At 47.4% G+C, this 25,724-nt stretch carries 14 protein-coding genes; 11 read left to right on the top strand and 3 right to left on the bottom strand.

Going from position 1 to position 25,724, the window contains the following annotated elements; translation table 11 throughout:
- Positions 1–211: 211 nt before the first annotated feature.
- Positions 212–1,276 carry a 3-deoxy-7-phosphoheptulonate synthase gene (gene aroF / locus NG796_RS13675; protein WP_261207387.1) on the top strand — a complete coding sequence of 355 codons (1,065 nt, stop codon included), beginning with the start codon at positions 212–214 and terminating at the stop codon, positions 1,274–1,276.
- A 99-nt stretch (positions 1,277–1,375) separates the two neighbouring features.
- Here the strand turns inward: aroF and NG796_RS13670 are convergent, their stop codons facing one another.
- Both NG796_RS13670 and NG796_RS13665 read right to left on the bottom strand, forming a co-directional pair.
- Positions 1,376–2,488: a hypothetical protein gene (locus NG796_RS13670; protein WP_261207386.1), complete on the bottom strand. Its 1,113-nt coding sequence runs from the start codon at positions 2,486–2,488 to the stop codon at positions 1,376–1,378.
- A gap of 523 nt (positions 2,489–3,011) precedes the next feature.
- A complete protein-coding gene (locus NG796_RS13665) occupies positions 3,012–4,154 on the bottom strand; it encodes a HetZ-related protein 2 (protein WP_261207385.1) in 1,143 nt (380 codons plus the stop codon).
- A 1,014-nt stretch (positions 4,155–5,168) separates the two neighbouring features.
- On the opposite strand from NG796_RS13665, the gene NG796_RS13660 reads away from it, so the two are divergent.
- From NG796_RS13660 to NG796_RS13625, 8 genes are all read left to right on the top strand, one after another.
- The gene (locus tag NG796_RS13660; protein ID WP_261207384.1) at positions 5,169–5,303 is read left to right on the top strand and encodes a hypothetical protein; all 135 of its coding nucleotides are present in this window, start codon (positions 5,169–5,171) and stop codon (positions 5,301–5,303) included.
- A 49-nt stretch (positions 5,304–5,352) separates the two neighbouring features.
- Positions 5,353–8,538, top strand: a complete 3,186-nt coding sequence (locus NG796_RS13655; RefSeq protein ID WP_261207383.1) for a calcium-binding protein — start codon at positions 5,353–5,355, stop codon at positions 8,536–8,538.
- Positions 8,539–9,742: 1,204 nt separating this feature from the next.
- Entirely contained in the window at positions 9,743–15,121 is a 5,379-nt protein-coding gene (locus NG796_RS13650; RefSeq protein ID WP_261207382.1) for a calcium-binding protein, read from the top strand.
- Positions 15,122–15,288: 167 nt separating this feature from the next.
- Entirely contained in the window at positions 15,289–16,050 is a 762-nt protein-coding gene (locus NG796_RS13645; RefSeq protein ID WP_261207381.1) for an HpcH/HpaI aldolase family protein, read from the top strand.
- 138 nt (positions 16,051–16,188) lie between these two features.
- Positions 16,189–17,433 carry a hypothetical protein gene (locus NG796_RS13640; protein ID WP_261207380.1) on the top strand — a complete coding sequence of 415 codons (1,245 nt, stop codon included), beginning with the start codon at positions 16,189–16,191 and terminating at the stop codon, positions 17,431–17,433.
- 24 nt (positions 17,434–17,457) lie between these two features.
- The gene (locus tag NG796_RS13635) at positions 17,458–18,702 is read left to right on the top strand and encodes a Dyp-type peroxidase (RefSeq protein ID WP_261207379.1); all 1,245 of its coding nucleotides are present in this window, start codon (positions 17,458–17,460) and stop codon (positions 18,700–18,702) included.
- Positions 18,703–18,840: 138 nt separating this feature from the next.
- On the top strand, positions 18,841–20,439 hold the full coding sequence (locus NG796_RS13630) for a peptide ligase PGM1-related protein (protein ID WP_261207377.1): 1,599 nt from the start codon (positions 18,841–18,843) through the stop codon (positions 20,437–20,439).
- A gap of 14 nt (positions 20,440–20,453) precedes the next feature.
- A complete protein-coding gene (locus tag NG796_RS13625) occupies positions 20,454–21,623 on the top strand; it encodes a DUF711 family protein (protein WP_261207375.1) in 1,170 nt (389 codons plus the stop codon).
- A gap of 58 nt (positions 21,624–21,681) precedes the next feature.
- Here the strand turns inward: NG796_RS13625 and NG796_RS13620 are convergent, their stop codons facing one another.
- Positions 21,682–22,359: a 2OG-Fe dioxygenase family protein gene (locus tag NG796_RS13620; protein WP_261207374.1), complete on the bottom strand. Its 678-nt coding sequence runs from the start codon at positions 22,357–22,359 to the stop codon at positions 21,682–21,684.
- Between the two features lie 325 nt (positions 22,360–22,684).
- Here NG796_RS13620 and NG796_RS13615 point away from each other — a divergent pair, with 325 nt between their 5' ends.
- Both NG796_RS13615 and NG796_RS13610 read left to right on the top strand, forming a co-directional pair.
- The gene (locus NG796_RS13615) at positions 22,685–23,008 is read left to right on the top strand and encodes a hypothetical protein (protein ID WP_261207373.1); all 324 of its coding nucleotides are present in this window, start codon (positions 22,685–22,687) and stop codon (positions 23,006–23,008) included.
- Between the two features lie 70 nt (positions 23,009–23,078).
- The coding region (locus tag NG796_RS13610) for a CHAT domain-containing protein (RefSeq protein ID WP_261207372.1) at positions 23,079–25,724 on the top strand (2,646 nt) is incomplete at its 3' end.

Genomic DNA, 25,724 nt, shown 5'->3' with positions numbered 1-25,724 from the left:
TGTCATGGGTCATTTGTCGTCTGAGGGGGACTTGGACAAATGACCTAATGATCCATTTTTCCAGTTGAGGATTATAGGGCGATCGGCGATCGGCTGCTCTTTAGCGAAGTGCTAAACATTGCTAGAAAGAAGCCATCAAATAGGAATAGCCGATCGCCGACGAGAGCAGTTAAATAGTCTGTACAAAAGCAAATAAGCCCCGTAACATACCATGATCATTGTAATGAAGGTCGGCACACCCGAAGCCGAAATTGACCGCCTCAGTGCAGAACTGACCGAAAATTGGGGTCTAAGCCCCGAGAAAATTGTCGGTCGCTATAAAGTCGTGATTGGACTGGTTGGAGACACAGCAGATTTGGATCTGCAACAACTCCAGGAAATGAGTCCGGCGATCGAACAAGTCCTCCGGGTAGAACAACCCTTTAAGCGCGTGAGTCGGGAATTCCGCCACGGCGAAGCTTCAGAAGTCGTGGTCGATACCCCCAATGGACCTGTTCACTTTGGTGAAAGCCACCCCATCGTTGTGGTCGCCGGACCCTGTTCCGTGGAAAACGAGGATATGATCGTTGAGACGGCGCGACGAGTCAAAGCGGCGGGGGCCAAGTTTTTGCGAGGGGGAGCCTTTAAACCCCGCACCTCGCCCTATGCGTTCCAAGGACATGGCGAAAGTGCGTTAGAATTACTCGCCAAAGCGCGGGAAGTCACCGGGTTGGGAATTATTACTGAACTGATGGATGCCTCAGATTTGGAGATGTTAGGCGAAGTCGCCGATATCATTCAAATTGGGGCGCGCAATATGCATAATTTCTCCCTACTCAAGAAAGTCGGTGCGCAGGATAAGCCGGTTTTACTCAAACGGGGAATGTCAGCCACGATTGAAGAGTGGTTGATGGCAGCAGAGTATATTTTGGCCGCAGGCAATCCCCGGGTGATTTTGTGCGAACGGGGAATCCGGACTTTTGACCGGCAGTACACGCGCAATACGTTGGATTTATCAGTGATTCCGGTCTTGAGAAAGCTCACTCACCTGCCGATTATGATTGATCCCAGTCATGGAACGGGTTGGTCAGATCAAGTTCCGTCGATGGCACGGGCGGCGATCGCAGCGGGAACGGATTCACTGATGATTGAAGTCCACCCGACGCCGAATAAAGCCTTATCCGATGGACCGCAATCCCTCACCCCCGATCGCTTTGATCGCCTGATGGGAGAAGAGTTAGCGGTCATTGGCAAAGCCGTTGGTCGCTGGACTGTCCCCGCTGCTGTTTTAGCATAAAGGGCGATTTCAGCTCTCAAAACAAGCCTAGAGTAGGGGCAGTCAATATACCGCTCCTACTCTAGGCTAGGGAACTCCCCCAATTTGTATCAGTCCGAACTACTCTTTATGCTCGTCGAGTGCTTTGAGTTGAGCTAACTGTTCCTCTACCTGACGAATTAACTGGTTGAGCGCCGGTAGTGCATCTAACTTACCTAAAGCGAGATCGGGAATTTTACTAGCGCGATCGCGCAATTCATCCACCTTCCGCTGAAGTTGCAGCGCCAATCGCAAGGCATCCCGACTTAAATCCTCCACCTGCTGCTGCTTGTAAAACTTTAAAGCCGCACCCCGTAACACTTGCAAGGTCGCCCGCTCTCCATCCGTTCCCGGCATGACCCGCAAGCGTAATAATAAATCTTCTTTGTTATAGCGCCGTTCAATTTCCACCTGTTTGGGTTTTTGCAGGGGGATTAACGGCAAGTGTGCCAAGAGCTTGAGTTCATGCATCACCCCCCCAAACAGGGACAATTCCAACCCGTCCATCACCGACTGTACGACCCCATCCTGACTCCAAAGAATTCGCCCATGTTGAGCTTGGCGCTCAAAATAAAGCCGACCGATACCCCCTTCTAAAATTCGCCCCAATAACTCTTGTAAAAGCTCCTTGGGGGGTAAATTGGCAAGTTCATCCAAGGGACTGTGAGGATGGGAGACACTCACTTGTAACACCGGCACCCCTGTACCGGGTAACAGGGGTGCTGAGTGAGGTGCGGGTAAGCTGGTGCGATCGCTAGTAGCGGAATGGGGGAGCGGCGGGAGTAAATCGTTCCTAGAATGCACAGCCACCGAGGAAATATGGGCGGGATTCGGCAAAGGAGGCAGGGGCGGGGCGGGAAGGTGACTTCCCGGGGTTGGAGGCGCAGCCGATGCCTTTTTTTTCCCCGTGTGCATATAGTTTAAGTAAGCACTGAGCATCGATCGGTGAACTTCCGCAGAAATCTTTTCTGATACTAGAGAACACCGCATATACCCCAGAATTCGGCGGACATATTCCAAGGCAGCAGAATCTTCGGGATCGACCATACCCAGGTGGAGACGGCTCCCTTTAATGGACAACGGTAAGACCTCATGATACAGGCAGGCTTCAAAAGGCAACAGGTTGTCAATTAGCTGGAAGATTTGCTCGGAATCCATTTGTGCTGCCCAGTTAGTGACGGTTTTGGTTTGCATTGGTGAAAGAACTCGGTGCTGTGTTATTCAGAGAAAGAAAACCAACAATAGTGACACCAATGACCCAAGGTTGTCAGGGTAGGTCCCACTCCTGACTATCCAAGTTGAAGAAATGCTGGTGGGTTATTCCTATTTTCCGGCTGGATGACCCGACAAGTCAAGTCCGATACAATGCCGGACTGAGCACTTCCAAACAAGGGAGCCAAGAATCGTACCCTGTGTCAAATTTTGAGTACAATTGGCAACTTTTCAACGGATTGAGATGCACCCAGTTCTTACCTAAATTCCAGTGATTCCGCTGTGGTGATTAACCGGGGTCAACAGTCACGCCAGTCGGAGGAATTAGGGATAACGATTTGCGAAAGTTGAACAACGAGGGGAGAAGGCTGTCCCGCCCATTTGGTTTTTCAACTCTAATTCAATGCACCAGAAACCAAGGGACAGCAGTTAGGGTAGGGGGAAGTTGATTTAATATTCTTCTTTTAAAGTACCACTTTTCCCTGAAAAAGTTAACAATTTTTAATCAGCCATCGGGTTCAGAACGGCTATTTCGGAGGGATTGAGCCGCTAGATAAAGCTGGGTCCATTCTCCTATCACTTGAGAAAGTTTGACCCCTTGGTTCTGGGCGATCGCCTCTAAAGATTGTCCCTGTTTGAGTTGGTTGAGAAGCTGTTGATGCTCTGGGGTAAGGGTTGCATAAAATTGTTCCCACTGCGTCGAGGTTAGACCAAAGCCGTGGTCTCGTAAGCTAATTTGTAACCAGTTAGCGACTAACTCCGGTTCAATTTTCAGGGAAAAGACTCGAATGGCATGGTAGCTAACTTTTTCCCGCAAGCGATAGACTTGCTTAACGGGTAAATTGAGACCCTTGGCGATCGCATCTTGGGAGCAACCTTGAAGATATAATCGCAACCAATCCGCTGCCGTTGGATCCACATTTTTTGCCAAATAGTCAGCAAACTCCTGCTGAACCGTTTGTCTTAAAAGTTGTTGTTCTTCCCAGGCAAGTGTATCTTGCGCGTTGGCGATCGCCTGAGCATCCAACAAACTAATTGAACTGTCTGACTCATCCGAACCAATTTCATCAGAAACTAGGCGAATTAATTCCGCCTCTGGCACCTGAGTTAATCCCCCACGCTGGGACCTGCGCAAATAGTTGAAAAACCGATAGGCGAGTAAGGGTTGATTCCGAACTGGACGCAAGCAATATTCTTCAATGGTTGCCAACAACAGCGCATTTCTGACCCGCGAGGTTTGGGTTGATTTACCAATCCAAGCAATTTGCTGCTGCATATAGCGATCGCGTTCGCACAGTTCCTGGACCACTTCCTGGACCACATCCACTACCGTCCGCTGGCGATCGCGACTCAGCGCCACCCAGGTTTTAATCTTATTGCGCAACAACACCAACGAAGACAACCGCCGGACTAAATTCGTATAAGCTCGTTCCGTCGGCACCCCCAAGACCCTCAGCAAAATCCGATAGCGATAGTCCATCGCTGAACGGACGATTTCTAGCTTTTCTGGCGTCAGGACTTCAAACCGATCCAGATCCTCCCCTAACAGCCATTGCACGATACTCTCGTGGGTGCTAACTGGATGATCTGGACAATCCTGGGATAGACGCGATCGCCACTCTTGCGCCAGTTGTTCTGCCAACGTCATGATTACTCCTCACCTCTAACACGCTTCCCACTCTTACCGATTCTAAGCTCATCCTGAAGCCAAGGCGAGGGTCCAAAGCTCTATCCTTTCCCATATCGCCTCCCATCACATCCCCAAATCCATTCCTCATTTTCCAACTTTTTCTCCCCTTCCTCCCCTCAGTGCTAATCAAGGATCCATCTGGCTTACTCCTTTATTGTTGCACTCAGGGCGATTTTTCAACGGATACATCCAACCTATAAAGGTCCTAGGAGGCCCCCTTTGAAATCCCAGAGATAAGAAACCGGGTTTGGGACTCCCATTTGTGACGAATTGGCCTAAATTGCATCAAAAATCCTAGTTTTTAACCCCAAAGCTACCCCCCGATTGGGACACTTTTTCCTCCAGTCCCAAGTTCTCTGGTTGGGGACCAGGCGTCCCCAGGGACTGAAGCCCCAACCCCACTCAAACCCCCATAGGGTCAAGGCATTCATCCTCTTTTCATCGAATCACTGAAATTTGTAGATAATCTTCTTCGTATCACCGGGAACAAAACCCGATTTTTTTCAATCTGCTTATGAGGTGCTGCAATGTAGTTACGGTTGTCAGAACATAGAGTTTCCGCCTACCCTCTACCTTCGCCGCCTCCATTAAAGAATCCGTATTTTTTGTTTTGTGTTGAAAAACCCGTTAGGCCATCATGCTTGATTCTTCAAGTTACATCAGTCCCTATTTTTACAAAGCAAACTCTCTTGCTCTATTGAAATGTAGGGCAAATTCCAATTAAAGTTTTCTACGGTTTAGCAGTTTGAAAAATTGAGACAATTGAATTTTAAATGAAATAATTTAAGCCTAAACACTTCAAGTAAAAACAAAACAATCCAGATTAACTTCTTCAAGGTTTCTCGGATTTTATTTTAATTCATCTTGCAACTTCAAGCAAATTTGGAGTTGCTTTTCCATGAAATTTATTGATAATTAATTTGAAGTGAATCAGCCTTTAGATAGATTAAAACGAGTTTGATAAAGTTAAGAATGAATTCAAGAGTGATTGATTTTACGACGGAAAATCAAGAGCAGGTAACCGCTTTTCCACTCTACCTCTGCGAACCGTGCCGATATCCCGAGTGCGATCGCAACGGATTCCCGAAACCGGGAACACCCGACTAAATCTATCCCTTAAATTGCCACACTGTTGCACCAAACAAGGAGTTTTGCAATGAATCCTGAAGAAACAATGCTAGAAGAAAACACAATGGTAATTGATCCGACTATTGAGGCTGATTCTAGTGACTTGGATGATGAATTTGATGACAGCAATATCTTCACCACCACTGCTGTAACAGATGTCGAATCCGATGATGTAGATATGGACTCGGGTACTCCTGATGATGATGCAGATGACGTAGACGGCGAAATCTCTACCACCGCTGTAACCGATGATGTCCAATCCGATGACTTGGATGTGAATTCCGGTGACTTAGATGATGATCCAGATGACGTAGACGGCGAAATCTCTACCACCGCTGTAACCGATGATGTCCAATCCGATGACTTGGATGTGAATTCCGGTGACTTAGATGATGATGCAGATAACGTAGACGGCGAAATCTCTACGACTACCACAGGCGAAGAGAGTGCCGATGACATCATTGGGGATGATAATGCCGATGATTTGGACATGAATTCCGGTGACTTAGATGATGATGCAGATGACGTAGACGGCGAAATTTCTACGACTACCACAGGCGAAGAGAGTGCCGATGACATCATTGGGGATGATAATGCCGATGATTTGGACATGAATTCCGGTGACTTAGATGATGATGCAGATGACGTAGACGGCGAAATCTCTACGACTACCACAGGCGAAGAGAATGCCGATGATTTGGAAATGAATTCCGGTGACTTGGATGATGATGCAGAGGACGTAGACGGGGAAATCTCTACGACTACCACAGGCGAAGAGAATGCCGATGACATCCTTGGGGATGATAATGCCGATGATTTGGACATGAATTCCGGTGACTTGGATGTGAATTCCGGTGACTTAGATGATGATATGGATGACGATGCAAGCGTCGATCCCCAAATCAAAGAACTGGTTATGGCCTATTGTGATGAAGCTGAGTATTTGGCCCAGAACCAGGATGTTGCCGATGCCGTCAAACAAGGGTTATTTAAGAGTGGATTAGAACACGCCTACATCTTCGGATACAAAGAGAATCGGAACGTCATTGCGGGATTCGATCCGCGATTCTATGAAGAAAATAATTCTGATGTGAAAGAGGCGATCGCCAACGGTGATTTCCAAAGCGCACTACAACACTTCTTACTGTTTGGCATTAAGGAAAATCGCTCTCCCAACCTCGCCTACAACGAACAAGAATATCTGGAAAATAATTCCGATGTCGATGACGCGGTGAAACAAGGTCAATTTAGCAGCGGACTCGCACATTGGCTGCAACATGGGCGCTTTGAAATTCGGACTTTCAGCAATGTTTTCAATGCCCAATTTTACTTACAACAATATGAAGATGTTGCCGAAGCATTAAATACCGGCAAGATTAAAAGCGTCTTCGCGCACTTCTTAAATCATGGTATCTTTGAAGGACGCATTCCCAGCGAATCCTTCAATCTCGAAACCTACTTACAACAATATCCAGAAGTTTCTGAAGGAATCGAAGCGGGTCAATTCCCCAATGCCGTTTTCCACTTCTTCCAGGTGGGATTCTTCAGTGGATTCATGCCGAATCCCCCCATGCCAGAAGCAGAAATGCCGGATGATGATGATGATAATGATGATGATGATCTAGAAACTGACGATACTTCAACTCCTGACGATACGACTACAACTTCCCCCATCGTTTTCAATCCACCAGTCAGCAATGTTTCACCCCCGGAACCTCCCGACTTAGATGGCGATTCCGGTGACTTAGATACAGATTCCGGTGACTTGGATTCCGATGAGGATGATGATTTAGATACGGATTCCGGTGACTTGGATTCCGATGAGGATGATGATTTAGATACAGATTCCGGTGACTTAGATTCCGATGAGGATGATGATTTAGATACAGATTCCGGTGACTTGGATTCCGATGAGGATGATGATTTAGATACAGATTCCGGTGACTTGGATGCCGATGAGGATGCAGGAATCGAAATCCGCAATATAGAAGAGATTGACCGTAGCGCCAGCAATGTACTTGTCTCCGACAGTGAAGAGGGAGGAAACCTACAAGCGACTGCAGTCATTGATATTCTCATCGGTGGTAATGGCAACGATACCCTGACCGGAAATGAACTCCCCGACCTAATCTTTGGCGTTGCTGGCAATAACTTGATTGAAGGAGGCAGCGGAAACGATTCTCTGATTGGGGGTTCAGGAAGTGACTCTATCACGGGTGGAGAGGGTGACGATCTGATCATTGGTGATCTCCAAGTCTTTGATGAATTAAGAAACGAAAATGGCTTTATTTTCATTGATCAACTCAATGATGATGATGCGGATGATGCCACCGATGATGCGGATGATGCGGATGATGCCACCGATGATGTTGGTGATGTCACCGATGATGCGGATGATGCCACCGATGATGTTGATGATGTCACCGATGATGCCGATGATGTCACCGATGATGTTGATGATGTCACCGATGATGCCGATGATGTCACCGATGATGTTGATGATGTCACCGATGATGCTGATGATGTCACCGATGATGCTGATGATGTCACCGATGATGCTGATGATGCCACCGATGATGTCACCGATGGTGCGGATGATGTTACGGACGATGCCACGGATGATGTTACCAATGATATGCTCATGGGTGGAGAAGGCAACGACACCTTGATTGGGGGTCGCGGTAACGATACCTTGATGGGAGATAGTGGCGATGACTTCCTATTTGGAGTTTCAGGCAACAACTCCCTAGAGGGTGGAGAAGGGAATGACACCCTGCTTGGTGGGACCGGCAATGATATCCTGAACGGTGGCAGTGGTAACAATTTCCTAAATGGTGGATCCGGTGACGATACCCTCACGGGTGGATCCGGTGACGATACTCTCCGGGGTGGATCTGGTGCAGATGTCTTCGTCATCAATGGCAGTACCCTCGGTAATGAGACGGAAGCGGGTGATGACGACAATGCCACCCAAAAAGATCTGATTTTGGACTTCAATGGCGAAGACGGAGACGTTATCCAAATTGACGGTGCAACATTTGGGATTACGAATATCTCCGAGTTATTTGTCGAAAATGGTTCAGACGGATTCGGCATTGCTACCACTAACCTAGAAAGTGGAGAAATCCTTTCTACGATTACCTTTAGTGCAAACTATTCGCTAGAGGTCTTATCTCAGGTAGAACTCACGGAAGATAACTTCTTCCTGATTTAAGCTCAGTCCTACGACGGGATCAACAATATCTAGGGATTAATCAAGAGAGGAATTAATCAAGAGAGCGATCGCACCCCTGTTAACGGGGGTGCGATTTCTTTTGCCATCATCCTAATCCCCAGAGTTTGGTTAAACCTGGGGGAAGTCCCTGGTGTGTTGGTTCAGGCGATCGCCTCCCCAAACGAAGCCATCAGATTTTTTGCAATCCTGAATTCGACTGGTCCTCCACAGGTCCCCCACCCAATGACCCCTTGAACAGAGGTCCCATTGTGCAGATTTGCCACTATTTACCATGCCATTCCCCGAATCGCGATCGCAGTTTCCAGGCCGGGAACAAAAGCAGACTCTTTTAAATCTAATCACTACAGGATGCCGGTGAGTCCCGGTCAGAAAACATAGAGTTTCTGTCTATTGACTATATTCACCTCCATCTGTAAATCCATCGGAATTTTTTTAAATTATTTTTCAAACTGTCCCTGATTCTAAATTTTTATCCTGAGTTTGCCTCTCCCCCTATTTTAATGAAACACAGTCCCTGGAACTTTTTTTCTCCGTCCATATTTTAATGATATCACTCACTGGATACGTCAGAAATGGGTATTTTTCATGTTGAAATCTACCTTTGCTCTCTTTGAATTTTAAAGCCTTTTATAAAAACTTACAATTAGCCCTGCTTCAGTCGAAAGACAATTTATTTTGCCTAAACAAAGCAACGGCATTAGAGTCAGAATTTAATGATTTTCTGATTGCTTTTCCATGATTTTTAGGATTTTACAACAACGGGTTTTCAGGGGTTTTAAATGAATTAAGTTTTGACGAAATCTGACAATAATTTCCGTATAATTGCGGAGAGATGCACCAGATTTTTAGGGTAAACTAAATCTAGCAAAATCAAGTAAAAATATTGTAAAGAGCGATTTTAGTCCAAAGCTGAACTCAATTATCTTAATTTGAGACACTGCCCTAAATTACATCTAATAACCCGATTGAGCTTGTAAAAATAATGAAACTTTGTTTGTTACGGAAAATCAGAGATAGTTCTTAATAAAGACGAGAGGCGATCGCCGCTAACTCCCGAACCCGGGAACCCCAAATTTTCTTAAACTGTCCCCCATTGACCTAGAAATCAGTTGAGGGATTGTTACCCGCCTTTAAACCCCAAAAGGCATCAGCTAGTGTTTGCATTAACTTACGGAGATTTGCTATGAATCCTGAAGAGACCATCGTAGAAGAAACCACCGCAGAAACCCCCGAAGAAACTGCAACGGTTACGACCACAAGCACAGAAGAAACCGCCGCACCTAAAACGATCACCGTCGAAGTTAGTAGCTTTACTGGAGATAATGCCAGTGGCAAACTGATTCTTGAAGAAACTGCCGCCGGTATTAACGTCACTGTGCAAGATGTCACCCCGATGGCAGACATCCGAGGGGTATTCTTCAACCTAGCCGATGATTCTTTACTCAGCGGACTGCAAATCTCCGGCAGTAACGTTACCAATTCCGCCTTTGGATCGAGTGCAAGTATTAGTCAGGATGCAACTGTCACCCCAAGATCCTTTGAGGGGAACGTAGAAATTGGCACTTCTGGAATCGGCCAAGACGATATTACGACCACCAGTTTTACCCTTTCCCACGAAACTGAAACCTTGACTTTGGATCAGTTTTTAGGTCAAAGTCTCGGATTACGCCTCACCAGTGTGGGAACGGACAATCGTGAAGGTAGCAGCAAACTCGAAGGGATTGCACCTTCGACATTAACTGAAGTTGTGCCGGAACCCGAGGAAACCCCAGAAGAACCCGTTGCCGAAACCGAAACTGAAACTGAAGTCGAAGAAGTGGCAGAAGAGGAAGTCCCCACCACCGATGAAGGGGATGATGTTGCCGAAGATGGAGAAGTCACCACTGATGAAGGTGAAGAGGTTGCTGAGGATGGAGAAGTCACCACTGATGAAGGTGATGATGTAATCGGCGATGATGGCGAAGATGACCTTGATGATGGCGAAACCGTTGATGATGGCGAAGCCGTTGGTGAGGGTGAAGCCGTTGATGATGGCGAAGAAATGGAAATGGACGATGATGCTGGTGTCGATCCAGAAATCAAAGAACTGGTTACCGCTTATTGTGATGAAGAAGAATATTTAGCGGAAAACCCAGATGTTGAAGAAGCTGTCGAACAAGGTTTATTCAAGAGTGGGTTAGAACACGCCTACCAATTTGGATATAAAGAGGAACGGAAAATCATCGCTGGGTTTGACGCCACTTTCTATGTAGAAACGAATACAGATGTCAAAGAGGCGATCGCCAAGGGTGATTTCCAAAGTGGACTGGAACATTTCCTCAAGTTTGGCTGCAAAGAAAATCGCTCTCCCAACCTGGCTTACAATGAACAAGAATATTTAGCCAGTAATCCAGATGTCAACGAAGCCGTTCAAGCTGGAGAATTCAGCAGCGGACTCACCCACTGGCTGCAACATGGACGCTTTGAAATCCGCACCTTCAGCAGCTTTTTCAGCGGTCAATTTTACCTGGAACAATATAAAGATGTTGCTGATGCTTTAAAAACTGGCAAGATTAAAAGCGTCTTCTCCCACTTCTTAAATCATGGCATCTTTGAAGGTCGCATTCCCAGCGAATCCTTCAATATTGAAAGTTACTTACAACAGTATCAAGAAGTAGCGGAAGGCATCCAAAATGGTCAATTCTCTAGTGCTATTTCCCACTTCTTCCAATTTGGATTCTTGAGCGGATTCCTGCCGAATCCCCCCATGCCAGAACCGGAAGCCGAAATGCCGACGGAGGATGATGACCTAGAAACTGAGGATGGTTCAACCCCAGAAGAAACAACCGACGGTTCACCAATTGTCTTCGATCTGCCGCCAACGCCGCCAACAATTCCCGGACAAGAACCCACCGATGGCGAAGAACCCACGGACGAAGAAGATCCCGCACTGACGGAAGAAACCGAAGCGATCGCCAAAACCGGCGTCTTTAACTCAGACTTCTTCCTCGCTCAACTGCCGGAACAAATCCGCGAACTCATCGGCGAAGGTAAACAATTCAAGAGTGCGATCGAATACTACCTCCTCGAAGGACAATTCGATGCCGAAATCAGCCAGAAGAATTTTAGTCCCTTAGTGGATTTGAAATTCTACTTAGAGCAAAATCCCCAAATCAAAGAACTGATCGAGTCCGGCGAATACGAAAGCGTCCTCGACTACTTCCTGAAAGTTGGACAAGCTCAAGGCGATATTCCTACCCAATTCTTTGACGAAGAATACTTCTTACTGCAATATTCAGAAGTTCAACAACTAATCGTCAGTGGGAAATATACCAGCGTCTTTGAATACTTCATGCAAGAAGGCTTTGAAAAAGGCCAAAATCCTCTTCCTGACTTTGATGCCGAGTTCTACTTAGAACAATTAGAAGAATATGCAGCGGAAAATCCGGACTTCGAGATGCCGGAAATTCCCGCCGGTGCAACCGAAGCGCAAAAATTCCAGATTACCTTTACCCACTTTTTGAGTATCGGCATCGAAATTGGCATCACCGCCAGCGCTACCTTCAAGGAAGAAATTTTCTTACAGCAGCTAACCGAAGAAGAAAAAGCTCTCATTGGCGAAGGCAAACAATATCCCACCGCCTTTGCCTATTACATCAAAGTCGGCAAAGAAGAAGGACTGCTGTCCTCCGCCGACAACATCACCATTCCCGAATGCACCGACTTACTCGGTGATTTAGACCCCAGCCAGTATAATGCCACTAATGCCATTATCGGCACCGAAGACAATGACGTGCTTCAGGGGATTAAAAAGAAAGACGTCCTCATTGGAGATGCTGGCGACGATATCCTGATTGCAGGCAAAGGAAAATCGCTGCTGTTTGGCGGTGAAGGCAATGACCTACTCTTCGGTAGCAAGAACCATGATACCCTCGTCGGTGGCGATGGCGATGACACCCTAATCGGCAACAAAAACAAAAACTTGCTGATCGGTGGCGAAGGTGATGATCTGCTCATTGGTAGCGACAAAAAAGATACCCTCTGTGGCAGCGAAGGTAACGATACCCTAATTGCAGGCGGCAAAGGTAAGAGCTTGCTCATCGGTGGCAGTGGCGATGACTACCTCTATACTAGCGGTGGCAAATCCGATACCCTCGCCGGTGGTGAAGGCACTGATACCTTTATCCTCGATGTGAGTGGACAAAAACCGAAACACCGCACGACCATTCTCGACTTCAATGCCGAAGAAGGCGACAAAATCGAAGTCGTCGGAGGCACTCTAACTGCGGAACAGCTTTTAAGTGCCGCACAAGTCAGCGAAGTAGAACAAACCGCTGAAGATGGAAGCGTAACTACCAAGTTCCTGACTGTTCTGAAACTGGAAGGAAAAGGTGCAGTTAACGTCTGGTCTACCTCCGCACTCACCGCGAGCGATATTTCGATTACTACCGCTCCCAGCATCAGTATTGAAGGCGTGGAAATCAGCGATGTGGGCACAGTCGAGGTGACCAGCATTGAAAAAGTCACCAAAGTTACCAAACTCTTTAACGAAGAGTTCTATCTGGCGACTTATACTAATGTCGCTAACCTGATTGCCTCTGGTGAATACAGCAGTGCCTTAGACCACTTCCTAGAAGTTGGCGAAACCGCAGGAAACAGCCCAAGTCCCTTCTTTAACGAAGCCTTCTATCTGGAGCAGTACCCAGAAGTCGCCGCACTCATTGAGTCGGGTGAATACACCAGTGCTTTCGCTCACTTTGTAGAAGTTGGACTCACTGAGGGTCTAGTGGGTAGTGCGCTGTTTGAAGAAGATTTCTATCTGGAGAACTATCCAGAAGTCGCGAAACTCGTTGAATCTGGGGAATACAGCAGTGCCTTTGCCTACTTCGTCGAGGTGGGATTCTTTGAAGGACAAGTATCCTGCGAGTTCTTTGACGAAGAGTTCTATCTCACTCAGCCCGGTGTCGCTCAGGCGATCGCCTCCGGTGAATATAGCAGCGCCTTCGCTCACTTCTCTGAAGTCGGACTCTCCAGCGGTTTAATTGCTACCTCTGAATTCAACGTCGAATTCTATCTCTCCCTACTCGATGAAGAAACTCAAGCACTTATCGGTGAAGGGAAAGAATACACCAGTGCTTTTGAACATTACATCGAAGTGGGTCAATTTGAAGGACTCATCACCCTTGCACCGGATACGACCCTAGAGTCTCTCCCCAGTTGTGAGGACCTCGAAATCGAAATTCCCAGTGTGGATACGATCAACGTCAACGGCAAGAACGTTTTAGTTGCCGACGGTGATGGCGGTGTGACCCTCACAGCGGAAAAACGCATCGACGTTCTCATCGGAGGTGAAGGCAACGATTCCCTCATCGGTGGTAACCGCAAAGACATGATCTTCGGTATCGCTGGGGATAACTTCATCGAAGGGAACAACCAACACGACACCTTGATTGGCGGTACAGGCAACGACTCCATCTTGGGTGGCAACGGAAATGACCTCCTGATTGCTGACCTGGAAGTGTTTGAAGCAATGATGAACGGGGAAGACTTGATGCCACCCGTCTCTGAAAGTGAAGTCCCTGAAGGTGAAGTCCCTGAAGGTGAAGTTACCGAAGGTGATGCAACACTTGCTGAAGGTGAAGTCACTGAAGGTGATGCAGCACTTGCCGATGATGCAACACTTGCCGAAGGTGAAGTCACTGAAGGTGATGCAGCACTTGCCGATGATGCAACACTTGCCGACGATACAACAGTTGCTGAAGGTGATGCAGCACTTGCCGACGATACAACAGTTGTCGAAGGTGAAGTCACTGAAGAAGATGCCGCACTTGCCGACGATTCAACAGTTGTTGATGGTGAAGTTACGGAAGGTGAGGTAGCAATTACTGAAAGTGAAGAAGATGCTGTTACCGAAGAAGATGTAGTTGTCGAGGATGACCTCGAAGGTGACAATGCTGACGATATGCTGATGGGTGGCAATAACTCCCTACAAGGCGGCAACGGCAAAGATACCTTGATTGGCGGTAAGGGTGACGATAGCTTAATGGGTGACAATGGCAACGACTTCCTCTGTGGTGTTGCCGGGGATAACTACCTAGAAGGTGGCAATGGCAAAGACACCCTGATCGGTGGGGTCGGTAATGATCTTCTCATGGGTGGCAACGGTAAAGACTTCCTCAGTGGCGGCGAAGGTGATGATACCCTCTACGGTGGGTCTGGTAAAGATACCCTGATCGGTGGTGTCGGTGCCGATGTCTTCATCTTAGATGGCGATGCTCTCCTGGATGATATGGAAGAGGGCGAAGACACCGAGAAAACTGCCCGCAAGAAAGGCAAAAAGCAAGACGTGATTTTGGACTTCAATGCGGAAGAAGGTGACGTCATCAAGTTGGCGGGTGCTGCCTTCGGGATTACAAATCTCTCTGATTTGTTTGATGCCGCCAACACTACGGACGATTTAGGGATTTCTTCTTCCACGATGGAATCCGGACAGATTATTTCTACGATTACCTTTAGTGCGGAATACTCCCTAACGGTGTTCTCTCAAGTTGAGATTACCCAAGAGAGCTTACTGCTGATGTAAGGTCACTCCGAACTGGAAACAGCAGAATCCAGTAATCGATAAATAAGGCAAATAAGGCGATCGCACCCCTGTTACAGCGGGTGCGATTTCTTTTTGTACCCCCTAAGTCTCTCCACCCTGCTTCCGTTAAAATTTGAGGATAAAATCCCACCGCCAACCCCGACAATATGCGCGAAAATCTACTCAAACGGAAACTCCAACAAGGTGAAACCGTTCTCGGTCCTTTTATCAACTGTCCCTATCCCGCTTTTATCGAAATTTGTGGTCATGCCGGATTTGACTTTGCCGTAATCGACCTAGAACATGGCCCTTTACATATCCTCGCTGCCGAAGACCTCTGCCGCGCAGCGGATTCGGTGGGACTGGCCCCCATCGTTCGGGTTTCTAAAAACGATGCTTCTCAAATTCAACGCGCTCTTGATATTGGGAGCGCTGGGGTCCAGGTCCCCCAAATAGAAACCCAAGGGGATGCGGCGACGGTGATTCAGAGCGCCAAATATAACCCCATCGGGACCCGAGGTCTGTCCTTTGGCACCCGCGCTGGTGCTTACACTTCTGCTGGGACGAATATTACCGATCGCCTCAATGCTGAATCCCTGGTAATCGTTCATGTCGAAGGTCAAACCGGCATCCAAAACTTAGCCGAAATTGTCACTGTTCCCCACATTGACGTGATTTTTCTCGGTCCTTATGACCTCTCCCAATCCCTGGGAATTCCCGGTCAAGTGGAGGACCCCCGCGTTATCGACTTGATGAAACGTGCTGTCACCACCATTCGCGATGCAGGCAAGGCAGTCGGAAGCTTTACAACTACTCCGGAAAGTGCGAAACAATGGATTGATGTCGGAGTGCAGTATATTGGGTTAGGCATGGATGTTAGCATATTTTTCAAAGCTTGTCAGTCTTTAGTCCAAGCGGTCCGAGGTTAACGTCACTTTCTTTAAAGAATCTGAAATTTATCGGGACTGGTGCAGTCCTGTTGCACGATGGACTGATGGCCTGATCTGCGATCGGGTCTGTCGTTTTTCTTTTCGTTCTCTACCCTAATATCAGGAGTATAATCTATCATGGTATATGACGTTCCGGGCCGCGCCGACCCCATCATCAGTCGTGATCTTGTCGAACAGTGGAATCAAACGATTCAATCGGCTTACGATCGCCTAGGTAACTGGAAAAATCGCTTTTTCACCCTCGACCCCAGCTCTCTCAAAAATCCCGTCCGCGCCCCGATTAAATGGTTTGGAGACCCTGCTGAACCGGCATTCTGTCTGGATGAACCCACCGCTAAACAATTGTGCGATTGGGGCGTTCGAGGGCGGCATATTCTGCACAATGAATACTGTGAATATCGAATCATTGAGAAGCCGGATGCAACGGGAAAAATGCGCCCGAAACGAGTCGAAGTCACTACTGAACTGCGAGAATACTGGGCTTGTATTGCTAAATTCGACCCCGTTGCGGTGCGGGCAATGGTGGAGAATGTGCTGGGATTTCTCCCCAGTTGGGAATCACTTTACGGGGTGAGCAACCCCTCTCTACTCACTCCACGTCAGCGAGAAATTGCCTTTTCTCGACTGGTTGCGGGTCATGGGAATAACGCAGAGTTAGTCGCGGCGGGGGTTCCAGAGCAACCGACTGGGGCATTAAATCAAGACAATGCGCTGTTTATGACTCATCCGATTAATGGCCTGGATGATTTATTATACATAGTGATGTTTGGAGCCGCGCCCTACGTTGTTCGCACTGAAACTGGGCTAAAATCTGCCATTCGAGAACAAATTTTCCGGCAATACAATGTAGAAGGGTTGGCCTGTCGTCATGCAGACCCAGCCGCCGCAATGGGGGCGCAGGGAGCCGCGATGAATGGTCAGACGGTGGCATTTGACAATCCTTTGGGAATGTATATTTTATCCTTTAATCATCCGGTCTTCAGATATCAAGACGAAGCTGTTCCCCAGGAGTGGATTCGCTTCAGTCGAGGGGAAAAAGATATGTATCAACGCCTGGAATTTGGCCCGAGTGATACCGATGAAGCATTTTTAGATGATATTGTGGTGGAAGTTGGGTCAGATATTAAACCCTTAACGGGTGGTTTTCAAGTGTTACAACAGATTGAAATTGGCCCGATTATTGTGGTAGGAGAACCGACTCCAGTGGCAGAAGATGAGTATGTCATTCTCCGGACAAGTTCAGAACCAATTCGTTGTCGAGACGCTGGGGTTTGCGATCGCATTTATCAGTTAAAACAACAGTATGATACCCAATCCCAAATCGGTCGCATCGGTCCTCGGCAAATGGGCGTTCTTTCTTAACTCTTACTTTTACCAAGATTGACCATGAGTGCATCACTTCAAGAAGGTATCTATCACGCGCCAGGAGTTCGACCGGATCAATGTTTTGGCATCATGTTTCTTCGCGCTGCCAGGGGGTTAACTGCGCCGGAAATTGGCAAGGCATTTCAAACCCTGTACTCCATGTATCAAAACCTCAAAGAAGGCAAAGTTAGGGATTTACCGGATTCTCCGGTTCCCAGTGGGGATTTAACCGTTTTGGTGGGATATGGACCGAATGTTTTTAAACTGGCGGATGGGGGTCGATCGCTCCCCCTGGATTTAGGGGCAAAAAATCAGTTTCGTTCGGCTCGTCCTACGGGTGGTGGTCCGTTACTTTTGGGTTCGGGGTTATCTTATGCCGATGATGTGCAATTTAATCCCGCAACGGAAGAAATTGCTTTACAATTTATTGCTAAAACTGAACTAGCAGTGAATCGGGCGGTGGTAGAAACCTGGAAAGTATTACAGGATTTGACTGACCCACAAACGGGAGAATCTCCGTTATTAATCACCCGATTTTATACGGGTTTTCAGCGGGATGATGAGCGCAGTTGGATTGATTTTCATGATGGAATTTCTAACATGAAAAGTTCAGAACGGATTCAGGCGATCGCCATTAAAGAAGACCAAACCTCAGAGGAGGATAAATGGACAGTCGGCGGAACTTATCTCGCCTTTTTGCGGTTGCCGGTGGATTTAACGGTTTGGCGCAAACTCAGTCGCCAGCAACAAGAACTCATCATCGGACGAGATAAACTCTCGGGATGTCCCCTAGAAACAATTGATAATGATGGCAATCCAGTTGTCCAAACGGGTTGTCCCTTTGCGGGAACCCGAGAAGTCACATCCCCGGAAAATACAGCGTATCGCGAGTTACCTCGGGTGCCCTTGGAGTCGCCTTTAAATGCGAGTCACAGTCATCGCGCCAATCAAAATAAGGCGGAAGATGTGGGGTCGCGTAATTCCCTGCGGGTGTTCCGGCAAGGGTATGAATTTTTGGAGGCGATCGATAGCACTCCTGGGTTTCGCGCTGGTTTAAACTTTGTGAGTTTTCAGGATACTCCCGAGCGACTCTTACGGATGTTGACACAACCGACTTGGTTAGGCGGGGTGAATTTTGGCGGTGGGGACAAGGAGCAATTGCCAGGAATGGAACGGTTTATTACTGTGCGTGCAGGAGGTGTATTTTTAGTTCCCCCTGTGGTAGAAGGAGAGGCATTTCCCGGCGCGAAAATTTTTGGACTCTGATACTCTATTCTTGACCCGTCGAGGATGGAGTCTGCACGGGTATTCCAGAATCTCCGCTCAAATCTCACCCTAGGGGAATGGGTAGCGGGAGCAATCAGGCTAAAATTACAGAATAAATCGCAAGTAGGGGTTGAGTGGATGGGTGTTCAAACGGAATTGGAAGGCGATCGCATTGAGCGATTTCGAGAATTGCAAAGTCAATTGCGCGATCGCTGGCAAAGCATCGATGAGTTTGATCGCGGGGATAATGATATTTTAGTGGTTCCTTCCCTGTCTCTCGATCGCCGGGAACTGTTGAAAATTCACGGGGTACATCACTATGAGGAACGGAATCTCTATTCTCTGATTCGGTTGCGAAACCCTCGCACTCGCCTAATTTATGTCACATCCCAACCCCTACATCCCACGATTGTGGAATATTATCTACAATTATTGCCCGGAATTCCCTTTTCTCACGCTCGCGATCGCCTCTTGCTGTTTTCCACCTATGATGCCTCTCCGAAACCTTTAACCGAAAAGATTTTAGAACGTCCTCGTCTAATTGAGCGCATCCGCCAGGTTTTGCGGCGAGATAAATCTTACATGATTTGTTTTAATTCTACCGCCAGTGAACGGGACCTTTCGGTTCAGTTAGATATTCCTTTATTGGCATTAAATCCCGAGTTATTAGAATGGGGAACCAAAAGCGGTTCTCGCCAAATCTTCGGCGAATGTAATATTCCCCATCCTCCGGGGAGTTTATCGCTTTGGACGGTTCAAGAGTTGGCAGTTGCTACGGCAGACTTATTAGCGAAAGAACCGAATTTAAAGCGGATTGCTATCAAACTGAATGAGGGATTTTCTGGGAAAGGAAATGCAATTTTAGAGGCGCAATCCCTGTATGAAATTGCACCAGAAAAGCGGGTGGGGACAATTTGCGATCGCTTTGAAACTATGAACTTTCAAGCGGAGGGAGAAACCTGGACTAATTTTTCCAGTCGTATTCCCGAATTAGGCGCAATTGTGGAAGCGTATATCGAAGGAGAAAACAAGCGATCGCCCAGTGTGCAAGGCAGAATTCTCCCCAATGGTGAGGTAGAAATCCTCTCCACTCATGACCAAATTCTTGGCGGTAGCGATCAGCAAATTTTCCTCGGTTGTCAGTTTCCCGCTGATGAAGGATATCGACTGCAAGCGCAGGAACTGGGAATGCGCGTGGGGCGAAATTTAGCCGCTAAAGGCGCATTAGAACGGTTTAGCGTAGACTTTTTGGCAATTCCGCGTCAGGAGAGCAATCATACAGTCTGGGATTTGTATGCGATCGAAATTAACCTCCGCAAAGGTGGCACAACTCATCCTTTCATGGAACTCAAGCTGTTAACCAATGGTCGGTATAATTTATCTACTGGATTATTTTATAGCCAAACCGGACGCCCTAAATATTACTTTGCCACCGATAATCTCCAAAAAGACCGTTATCGAGGATTGTTACCTAATGATTTAATGGATATTATCGCCTATCATCAACTGCATTTTGATAGCTGTACTGAAACCGGAACCTTGTTTCATTTAATGGGATGTCTTTCGGAATTTGGCAAACTGGGATTAACTAGCATTGGCAATTCTCCTGAACAAGCTGAAGCGATTTACAATCAGGTGGTGAAAATCCTCAATAAAGAAACTGGAGGAAGTGGCAGCGATGACAAGGGGATGTCTGCAATTACTCCGGCGATCGCCTCTTCTGGAAATTTACACTAAACCATCACAGGGTTATGAAAATTAGAACCATCACTACCGGGATTTCCTTAGCATCTCCTACGGATAGCGCCCTCATTCAACAAGCGGCGCAATTTAACTTCCAAGCGCAACAGGAATTAGAAAATCAAGGCTATAAAGTCCAAACCACCCGCATTTCTACCCAATCCTTTGAGCAGTATTTACCCGGATACACCCTGTTTGAAATTCTTGATAATTTACAGAGACTAGAAGAGATTTGTCAAGCCTTAAATTTAGATTTTTTTAATATCGGATATGCAAAAACTCCCGAACTCATTTCAGTCATTCCGGCTATTCTCAAAAGAACAGAAAAGATTTTTTGTTCGAGTACCATAGGCAATCTCCAAGAAGGCATTAATTTGGAAAGTCTTCAAGCTTCCGCGCAAACCATTCACCGCATTTCTACCGAAACTGTAAATGGATTTGGAAATTTTCGCTTTTGCGCTACGGCAAATTGTCCCCCGGGAATTCCTTTTTTTCCGGCATCCTACCATCAAGGTGAGTCAGCTTTTTCCATTGGATTAGAATGTGCCGATTTACTGACCGAAGCGTTTACTAAATCTCGGACTCTAATCGAAGCAGAAACCAATTTAACTGAACTTTATACAGAACATTTCATCAAACTAGAGAAAATAGCCTCGAAACTCGCCCATGAATTTCAAATTTCCTATCAGGGAATAGACGCATCCCTCGCCCCCTCCCTGGACAAAACCAATAGTATCGCCTATGCTTATGAAAAATTAGGATTAGGTAAATTTGGATATTCTGGAACCCTTGCGATTTCCGCCCTAATCACTCGGGTGATTAAAAAAATCCCTGTGAAATTATGTGGATATTCGGGCTTAATGTTGCCCGTTTGTGAAGATGTGGGACTGGCAAAACGCGCCAGTGAAGGAACTTACAATTTAACGGATTTATTGTTGTATTCTTCGGTTTGTGGTTGTGGATTAGATACCGTTCCCCTACCGGGAAATATCTCCGTTGAACAGATTGAGGCAATTTTACTTGATGTTGCCAGTTTAGCGATAAAATTAGATAAACCCCTGTCAGCGCGATTATTTCCAATTCCTGGGAAACAAGCGGGAGAAATGACAGCGTTTAACTCTCCCTATTTGGTAGACTGCAAAATTTTCAACCCTCAACCCAGCAGGAACCCATCCCGATGAAGTCTAAAGCGCATTAATGTAGAGGCGATTCGCGAATCGCCCCTACATTATCGTTTGTTTACGCTTCAAAATCAACCAGTAAACTGGGGGAAGTGAGAACAAATACATCCCGAGTTCCTACCCCTGCTTCTAGGGGTTTAATCGGGGTGGTGAAGTGGAAGAAATCGCGATCGTTGACGAGTAATAATTCACCGGGATAGAGTACCTTAGTAAACACGGGTTTTTCCCGACGTGCCATATACAGATGAGTGCCTCCCCCTTGGATATTCTGGCGATCGCAAGAGAAAATTGCCACAAAATCCGCACCATCTTGATGAATCCCTTCCGGCGCAGGGTTTCCATAGTTTTTCGGGGAACAGGTAGTGCGGATTTGATGCACCCCGATTTCCACCCCTGGTTTTAACTTGCAGTAATGACTCACTTCTTGCACCAGTTTCTTAAACTCATATAGTGCAATTAGTCCCTCATCCAATTCCGCAAACTGCCGCTTGACACCCCCCACCACCGGATTGTAATCTTTACTCTGGTACAAGTATCCATGAGGCAGGTGAATTAACTCATTTTCCCTCAGTTTAAACCGCGACAAGCGGCGTAATCTGTAGTTGCCTTTGATATAAGGGTCTAGGGGTAAATTGTTAAAGAATGGCTTAAATACATCCAGCACAATCGAGTCAATCTTTTCTAAAGCAAAACTAATACCATAACTTGTTTCCGGAGATTCCCGTAGTGTTTGCATCGTAGTAACCCTCGGTTTGCGTTGATCCCCGATAAAGAATCCGCTTTTCTTCTCTATCTACTTCTAGTATAGACAAGTTTTATAAAAATGGGACTAACTTTTGGACAATTTGTGCAAAGTTATGATAAAGCTGAGTGAGGGAAATGAGTATAAATTCTTGGCAATTCTGGGCCGAATTTCTGGGACTGTCAACCCAGATGTAGCGGCTAACGGGAGTCCTGAGAGGTAGAATAACCGAGGGGGATGGGTGATGCTGGATTCCAGGGTTAGTGTGCTTGGGAGTGAATCGCGTACAATGGTTGTGGCGTGATTGAGAGTTGCACCAATGGCAGCGATTAGGATAACGATTGATGGCGAAGACTCCGAATCGGCAGCGCAGGAATTACTCACACTTCCGGGACTATCCGGGAAAGTGTTGGAGGAAAGGGACGCGAAAAAAACTGACTTGCTGACAACAGTCGCCTCTATTATTACTATTGTGGGCGGAACCGTCACCATTGCCGAACAGATTCGCCAGTGGTATCAAGAAGCAAAGCAAAAACGTCCCGGCAATTTTGATGTACTCCTGGAAGGGGAAGAGGGAAAGCGAGTCCTCTTGGAAGATGCGACAGTCGAGGAAATTGTCCAGATTCTCCAATCCCTCCGTTAATCCCAGGGGAAGGCATTAACCCCATCTTTTCTATTCCCTTGCAGCAATCTCAATCCAGGTTTCCCCCATCATGCAAACCCTTCGCATTCAGCTTAAAGACGTTCAACCCGATTGTGTCGAGTTGCGCTATTGGGTGGAACCGCAAAAAACTTATGAATCGCAGGTGCTAAATATAGCACAAATCGCCGATTTAGTCAAGGAAGCCAAGCGCAATTATTACCTCGGACGCCCCAGATTAAAGGAAATGGGTCAGAAATTGTTTTGCTGGTTGGATGGGGACGGGCGGTGGTTGAGTCGCGCTATTGCAGAGTGTCATCAAGGGGGATTAATTTTAGCCATTGCCACCCCTGAAAAATTGGCGCATTTGCCTTGGGAATTACTCCATGACGGCACGAGTTTTTTAGTGGAGGGGGTGAACCCGGTGGTGGTGCCAGTGCGCTGGATTGAAGGGAAGACCCCGCCACCTCCAACCCTGGAAGCGCGACCCTTGCAGGTGTTATTTATGGCAACCTCCCCGGAAGCGGTGGAACCTGTGCTCGACTTTGAGGCAGAGGAAGCGAGAATTTTGGCGCAGACGCAGGAAAGGGCAGTGCAGGTGCGCGTCGAGGAAAGCGGATGCGTGGCAGAGTTGGGCAAGTTATGGGCGCGATATCCCCAACCCTTCGATATTTTTCACCTCACGGGACATGGGGACATTCAGCGACAGGAACCCTATCATCCATATTTCATCACTGAGACGGAAACCGGCGATCGCCATGATGCTTTTGCGCCGGAACTTGCTGAGGTGTTTCGCCATCGCTGGCCCCAGTTAATCTTTCTATCGGGATGTCGCACGGGACAGGCAGGGAATGAGGGCGCGGTACTGTCAATGGCCGAAACCCTGATTCACCAAGGGGCGCGGGCGGTATTGGGTTGGGGTTTGCCTGTGCTAGAAACCACGGCGACTGCTGCTGCCGCCCATTTATATCAGAAGTTAGCGGAGGGATATTCCCTCAGTCAAGGGTTAGGCAGTACCTACCACTACTTGTTAAAAGAAAAACTGGAAGATTGGCATTTGCTGCGGTTGTATGTGCGCGGTGACTGTCCCGGTGCCTTGGTGGAACCCCTAGGGGATTATCATTGGCAACCGCCACAACTGCCCCAGGAACAGTTCCTCGACCCCCACACCTACGAGGTGCGAGTGGCGACTCGGGAGGAATTTGTGGGACGTCGGCGCTACCTCCAGCGCTATTTAGGGGCGCTGAAAGGGGGTAAGTGTCTCGGTGTCGTGATTCATGGCATTGGGGGTGTGGGAAAAAGTACGGTAGCGGCGCGCTTGCTGGAACGGATGCCCGAGTATGAACCTATCTTTATCTATCGGGAGTTGGATGAGACGCAGTTAATTAATAAACTGTCTCGGCAATGTACCAATCAGACAGGGTTGGAAATTTTGCAAGGGAATCTCCCTTTGCGGCAGCGCCTGACCGAATTTTTGAAAGTAAGTTGCAATTCCCAGAAGCAGCAGTTGATGTTTGTATTGGATGATTTCGAGGAAAACATGGAACTGAGGGCAGATGGGAAACCCGTGTTAAAACCGCAAGTGGTGGAGGTGGTGGAGGGTTTGCTGGATGCGATCGCCCAGTCCCGGGGTCCTCATCGCGTTATCATTACCTGTCGCTACGATTTAACCCTCCCTGACCCCACCCTGAATCGCCGCCTGTATCGGGAATCGTTGGCAGCATTGCGCGGCGCAGATTTACGCAAAAAGTGCCAGCGTCTTGCATCCTTTCAAGCAGATTCTGAGGTAGATCCTAAGTTGCAAGAAGAGGCGAAAAACGCCGCAGATGGCAACCCGCGCTTGTTGGAATGGTTGAATCAAATCTTGCTAACGGGATCAGTGGCAATTTCTGAAATTACCACCAAAATGCAGGAAAAAGAAACCAAATTCCGCGCCCCTATTTTAGCCCAAGAATTGCTGAATCAGCAGCAACTAGACTTGCGGGAAATGCTGCGCTTGGGGTTAGTGTTTCAGATACCAGTCCCTAGGGCTGCATTCACAGAAATTTGCAGCAAAATTCGCAACCTAGAGACCCACATTACTCGCGCCATTTCCCTGGGATTGCTAGAATCCATCCAATCCACTCCCGCAGATGGCGAGTTGCTACGAGTGCCTCGCCTGCTGCCCCTGCCAGTACCAGAAGAAGATGAACCCTTGCACCGTCAAGCCACAGAGATACTCTATCCAATCTGGTGGGAAGAATCAGAAAATTTAACCGAGGAACAACTGATAGAAATTCATCGATTAGCTTTGGTTGGAAAAGCGGGAGAGGTTGCCGCAAAAATTGGCAACACCTTAACCAGTAGATGGAACAATCAAAGCCGATTTAAAGAAGCGGTGAAAATGTGCAAAGACACCTTAGAGGTTGTTGAAGATTATCGGATATTTCATAACCTTGGTCGTTCTGAACAACAACTCGGGGAAGTAAAAAAGGCTACAGCACACTATCAACAGGCTTTAGACCTTTGTCCTTTAGAGGATGAACGAGAAAAAGCCTCTATTGTTCATAATTTAGCAACCCTCAAAGCCAACCAAGGAGAAATCGACGAGGCGATCGCCCTTTACACCGCATCGATGGAACTCAAGGAACGCATCGGCAACCTGCAAGGGAAAGCGGCGACATTGCACCAACTGGCTGGTATCAAAGCCAACCAAGGAGAAATCGACGAGGCGATCGCC

Source organism: Laspinema sp. D2d (assembly GCF_025370755.1).
GTDB lineage: Bacteria > Cyanobacteriota > Cyanobacteriia > Cyanobacteriales > Laspinemataceae > Laspinema.
Note: the sequence above shows the minus strand (reverse complement) of the source record. Positions and strands in the feature narration are given on the sequence as shown.

Excerpts from the sequence above, each read along its gene's own strand:
- NG796_RS13655 (WP_261207383.1), top strand. The coding sequence starts at position 5,353 with ATGAATCCTGAAGAAACAATGCTAGAAGAAAACACAATGGTAATTGAT.
- NG796_RS13635 (WP_261207379.1), top strand. The coding sequence starts at position 17,458 with ATGAGTGCATCACTTCAAGAAGGTATCTATCACGCGCCAGGAGTTCGA.
- NG796_RS13670 (WP_261207386.1), bottom strand. The coding sequence starts at position 2,488 with ATGCAAACCAAAACCGTCACTAACTGGGCAGCACAAATGGATTCCGAG.
- aroF (WP_261207387.1), top strand. The coding sequence starts at position 212 with ATGATCATTGTAATGAAGGTCGGCACACCCGAAGCCGAAATTGACCGC.
- NG796_RS13630 (WP_261207377.1), top strand. The coding sequence starts at position 18,841 with ATGGGTGTTCAAACGGAATTGGAAGGCGATCGCATTGAGCGATTTCGA.
- NG796_RS13660 (WP_261207384.1), top strand. The coding sequence starts at position 5,169 with ATGAATTCAAGAGTGATTGATTTTACGACGGAAAATCAAGAGCAGGTA.
- NG796_RS13620 (WP_261207374.1), bottom strand. The coding sequence starts at position 22,359 with ATGCAAACACTACGGGAATCTCCGGAAACAAGTTATGGTATTAGTTTT.
- NG796_RS13645 (WP_261207381.1), top strand. The coding sequence starts at position 15,289 with ATGCGCGAAAATCTACTCAAACGGAAACTCCAACAAGGTGAAACCGTT.
- NG796_RS13640 (WP_261207380.1), top strand. The coding sequence starts at position 16,189 with ATGGTATATGACGTTCCGGGCCGCGCCGACCCCATCATCAGTCGTGAT.
- NG796_RS13650 (WP_261207382.1), top strand. The coding sequence starts at position 9,743 with ATGAATCCTGAAGAGACCATCGTAGAAGAAACCACCGCAGAAACCCCC.
- NG796_RS13665 (WP_261207385.1), bottom strand. The coding sequence starts at position 4,154 with ATGACGTTGGCAGAACAACTGGCGCAAGAGTGGCGATCGCGTCTATCC.
- NG796_RS13615 (WP_261207373.1), top strand. The coding sequence starts at position 22,685 with ATGGCAGCGATTAGGATAACGATTGATGGCGAAGACTCCGAATCGGCA.
- NG796_RS13625 (WP_261207375.1), top strand. The coding sequence starts at position 20,454 with ATGAAAATTAGAACCATCACTACCGGGATTTCCTTAGCATCTCCTACG.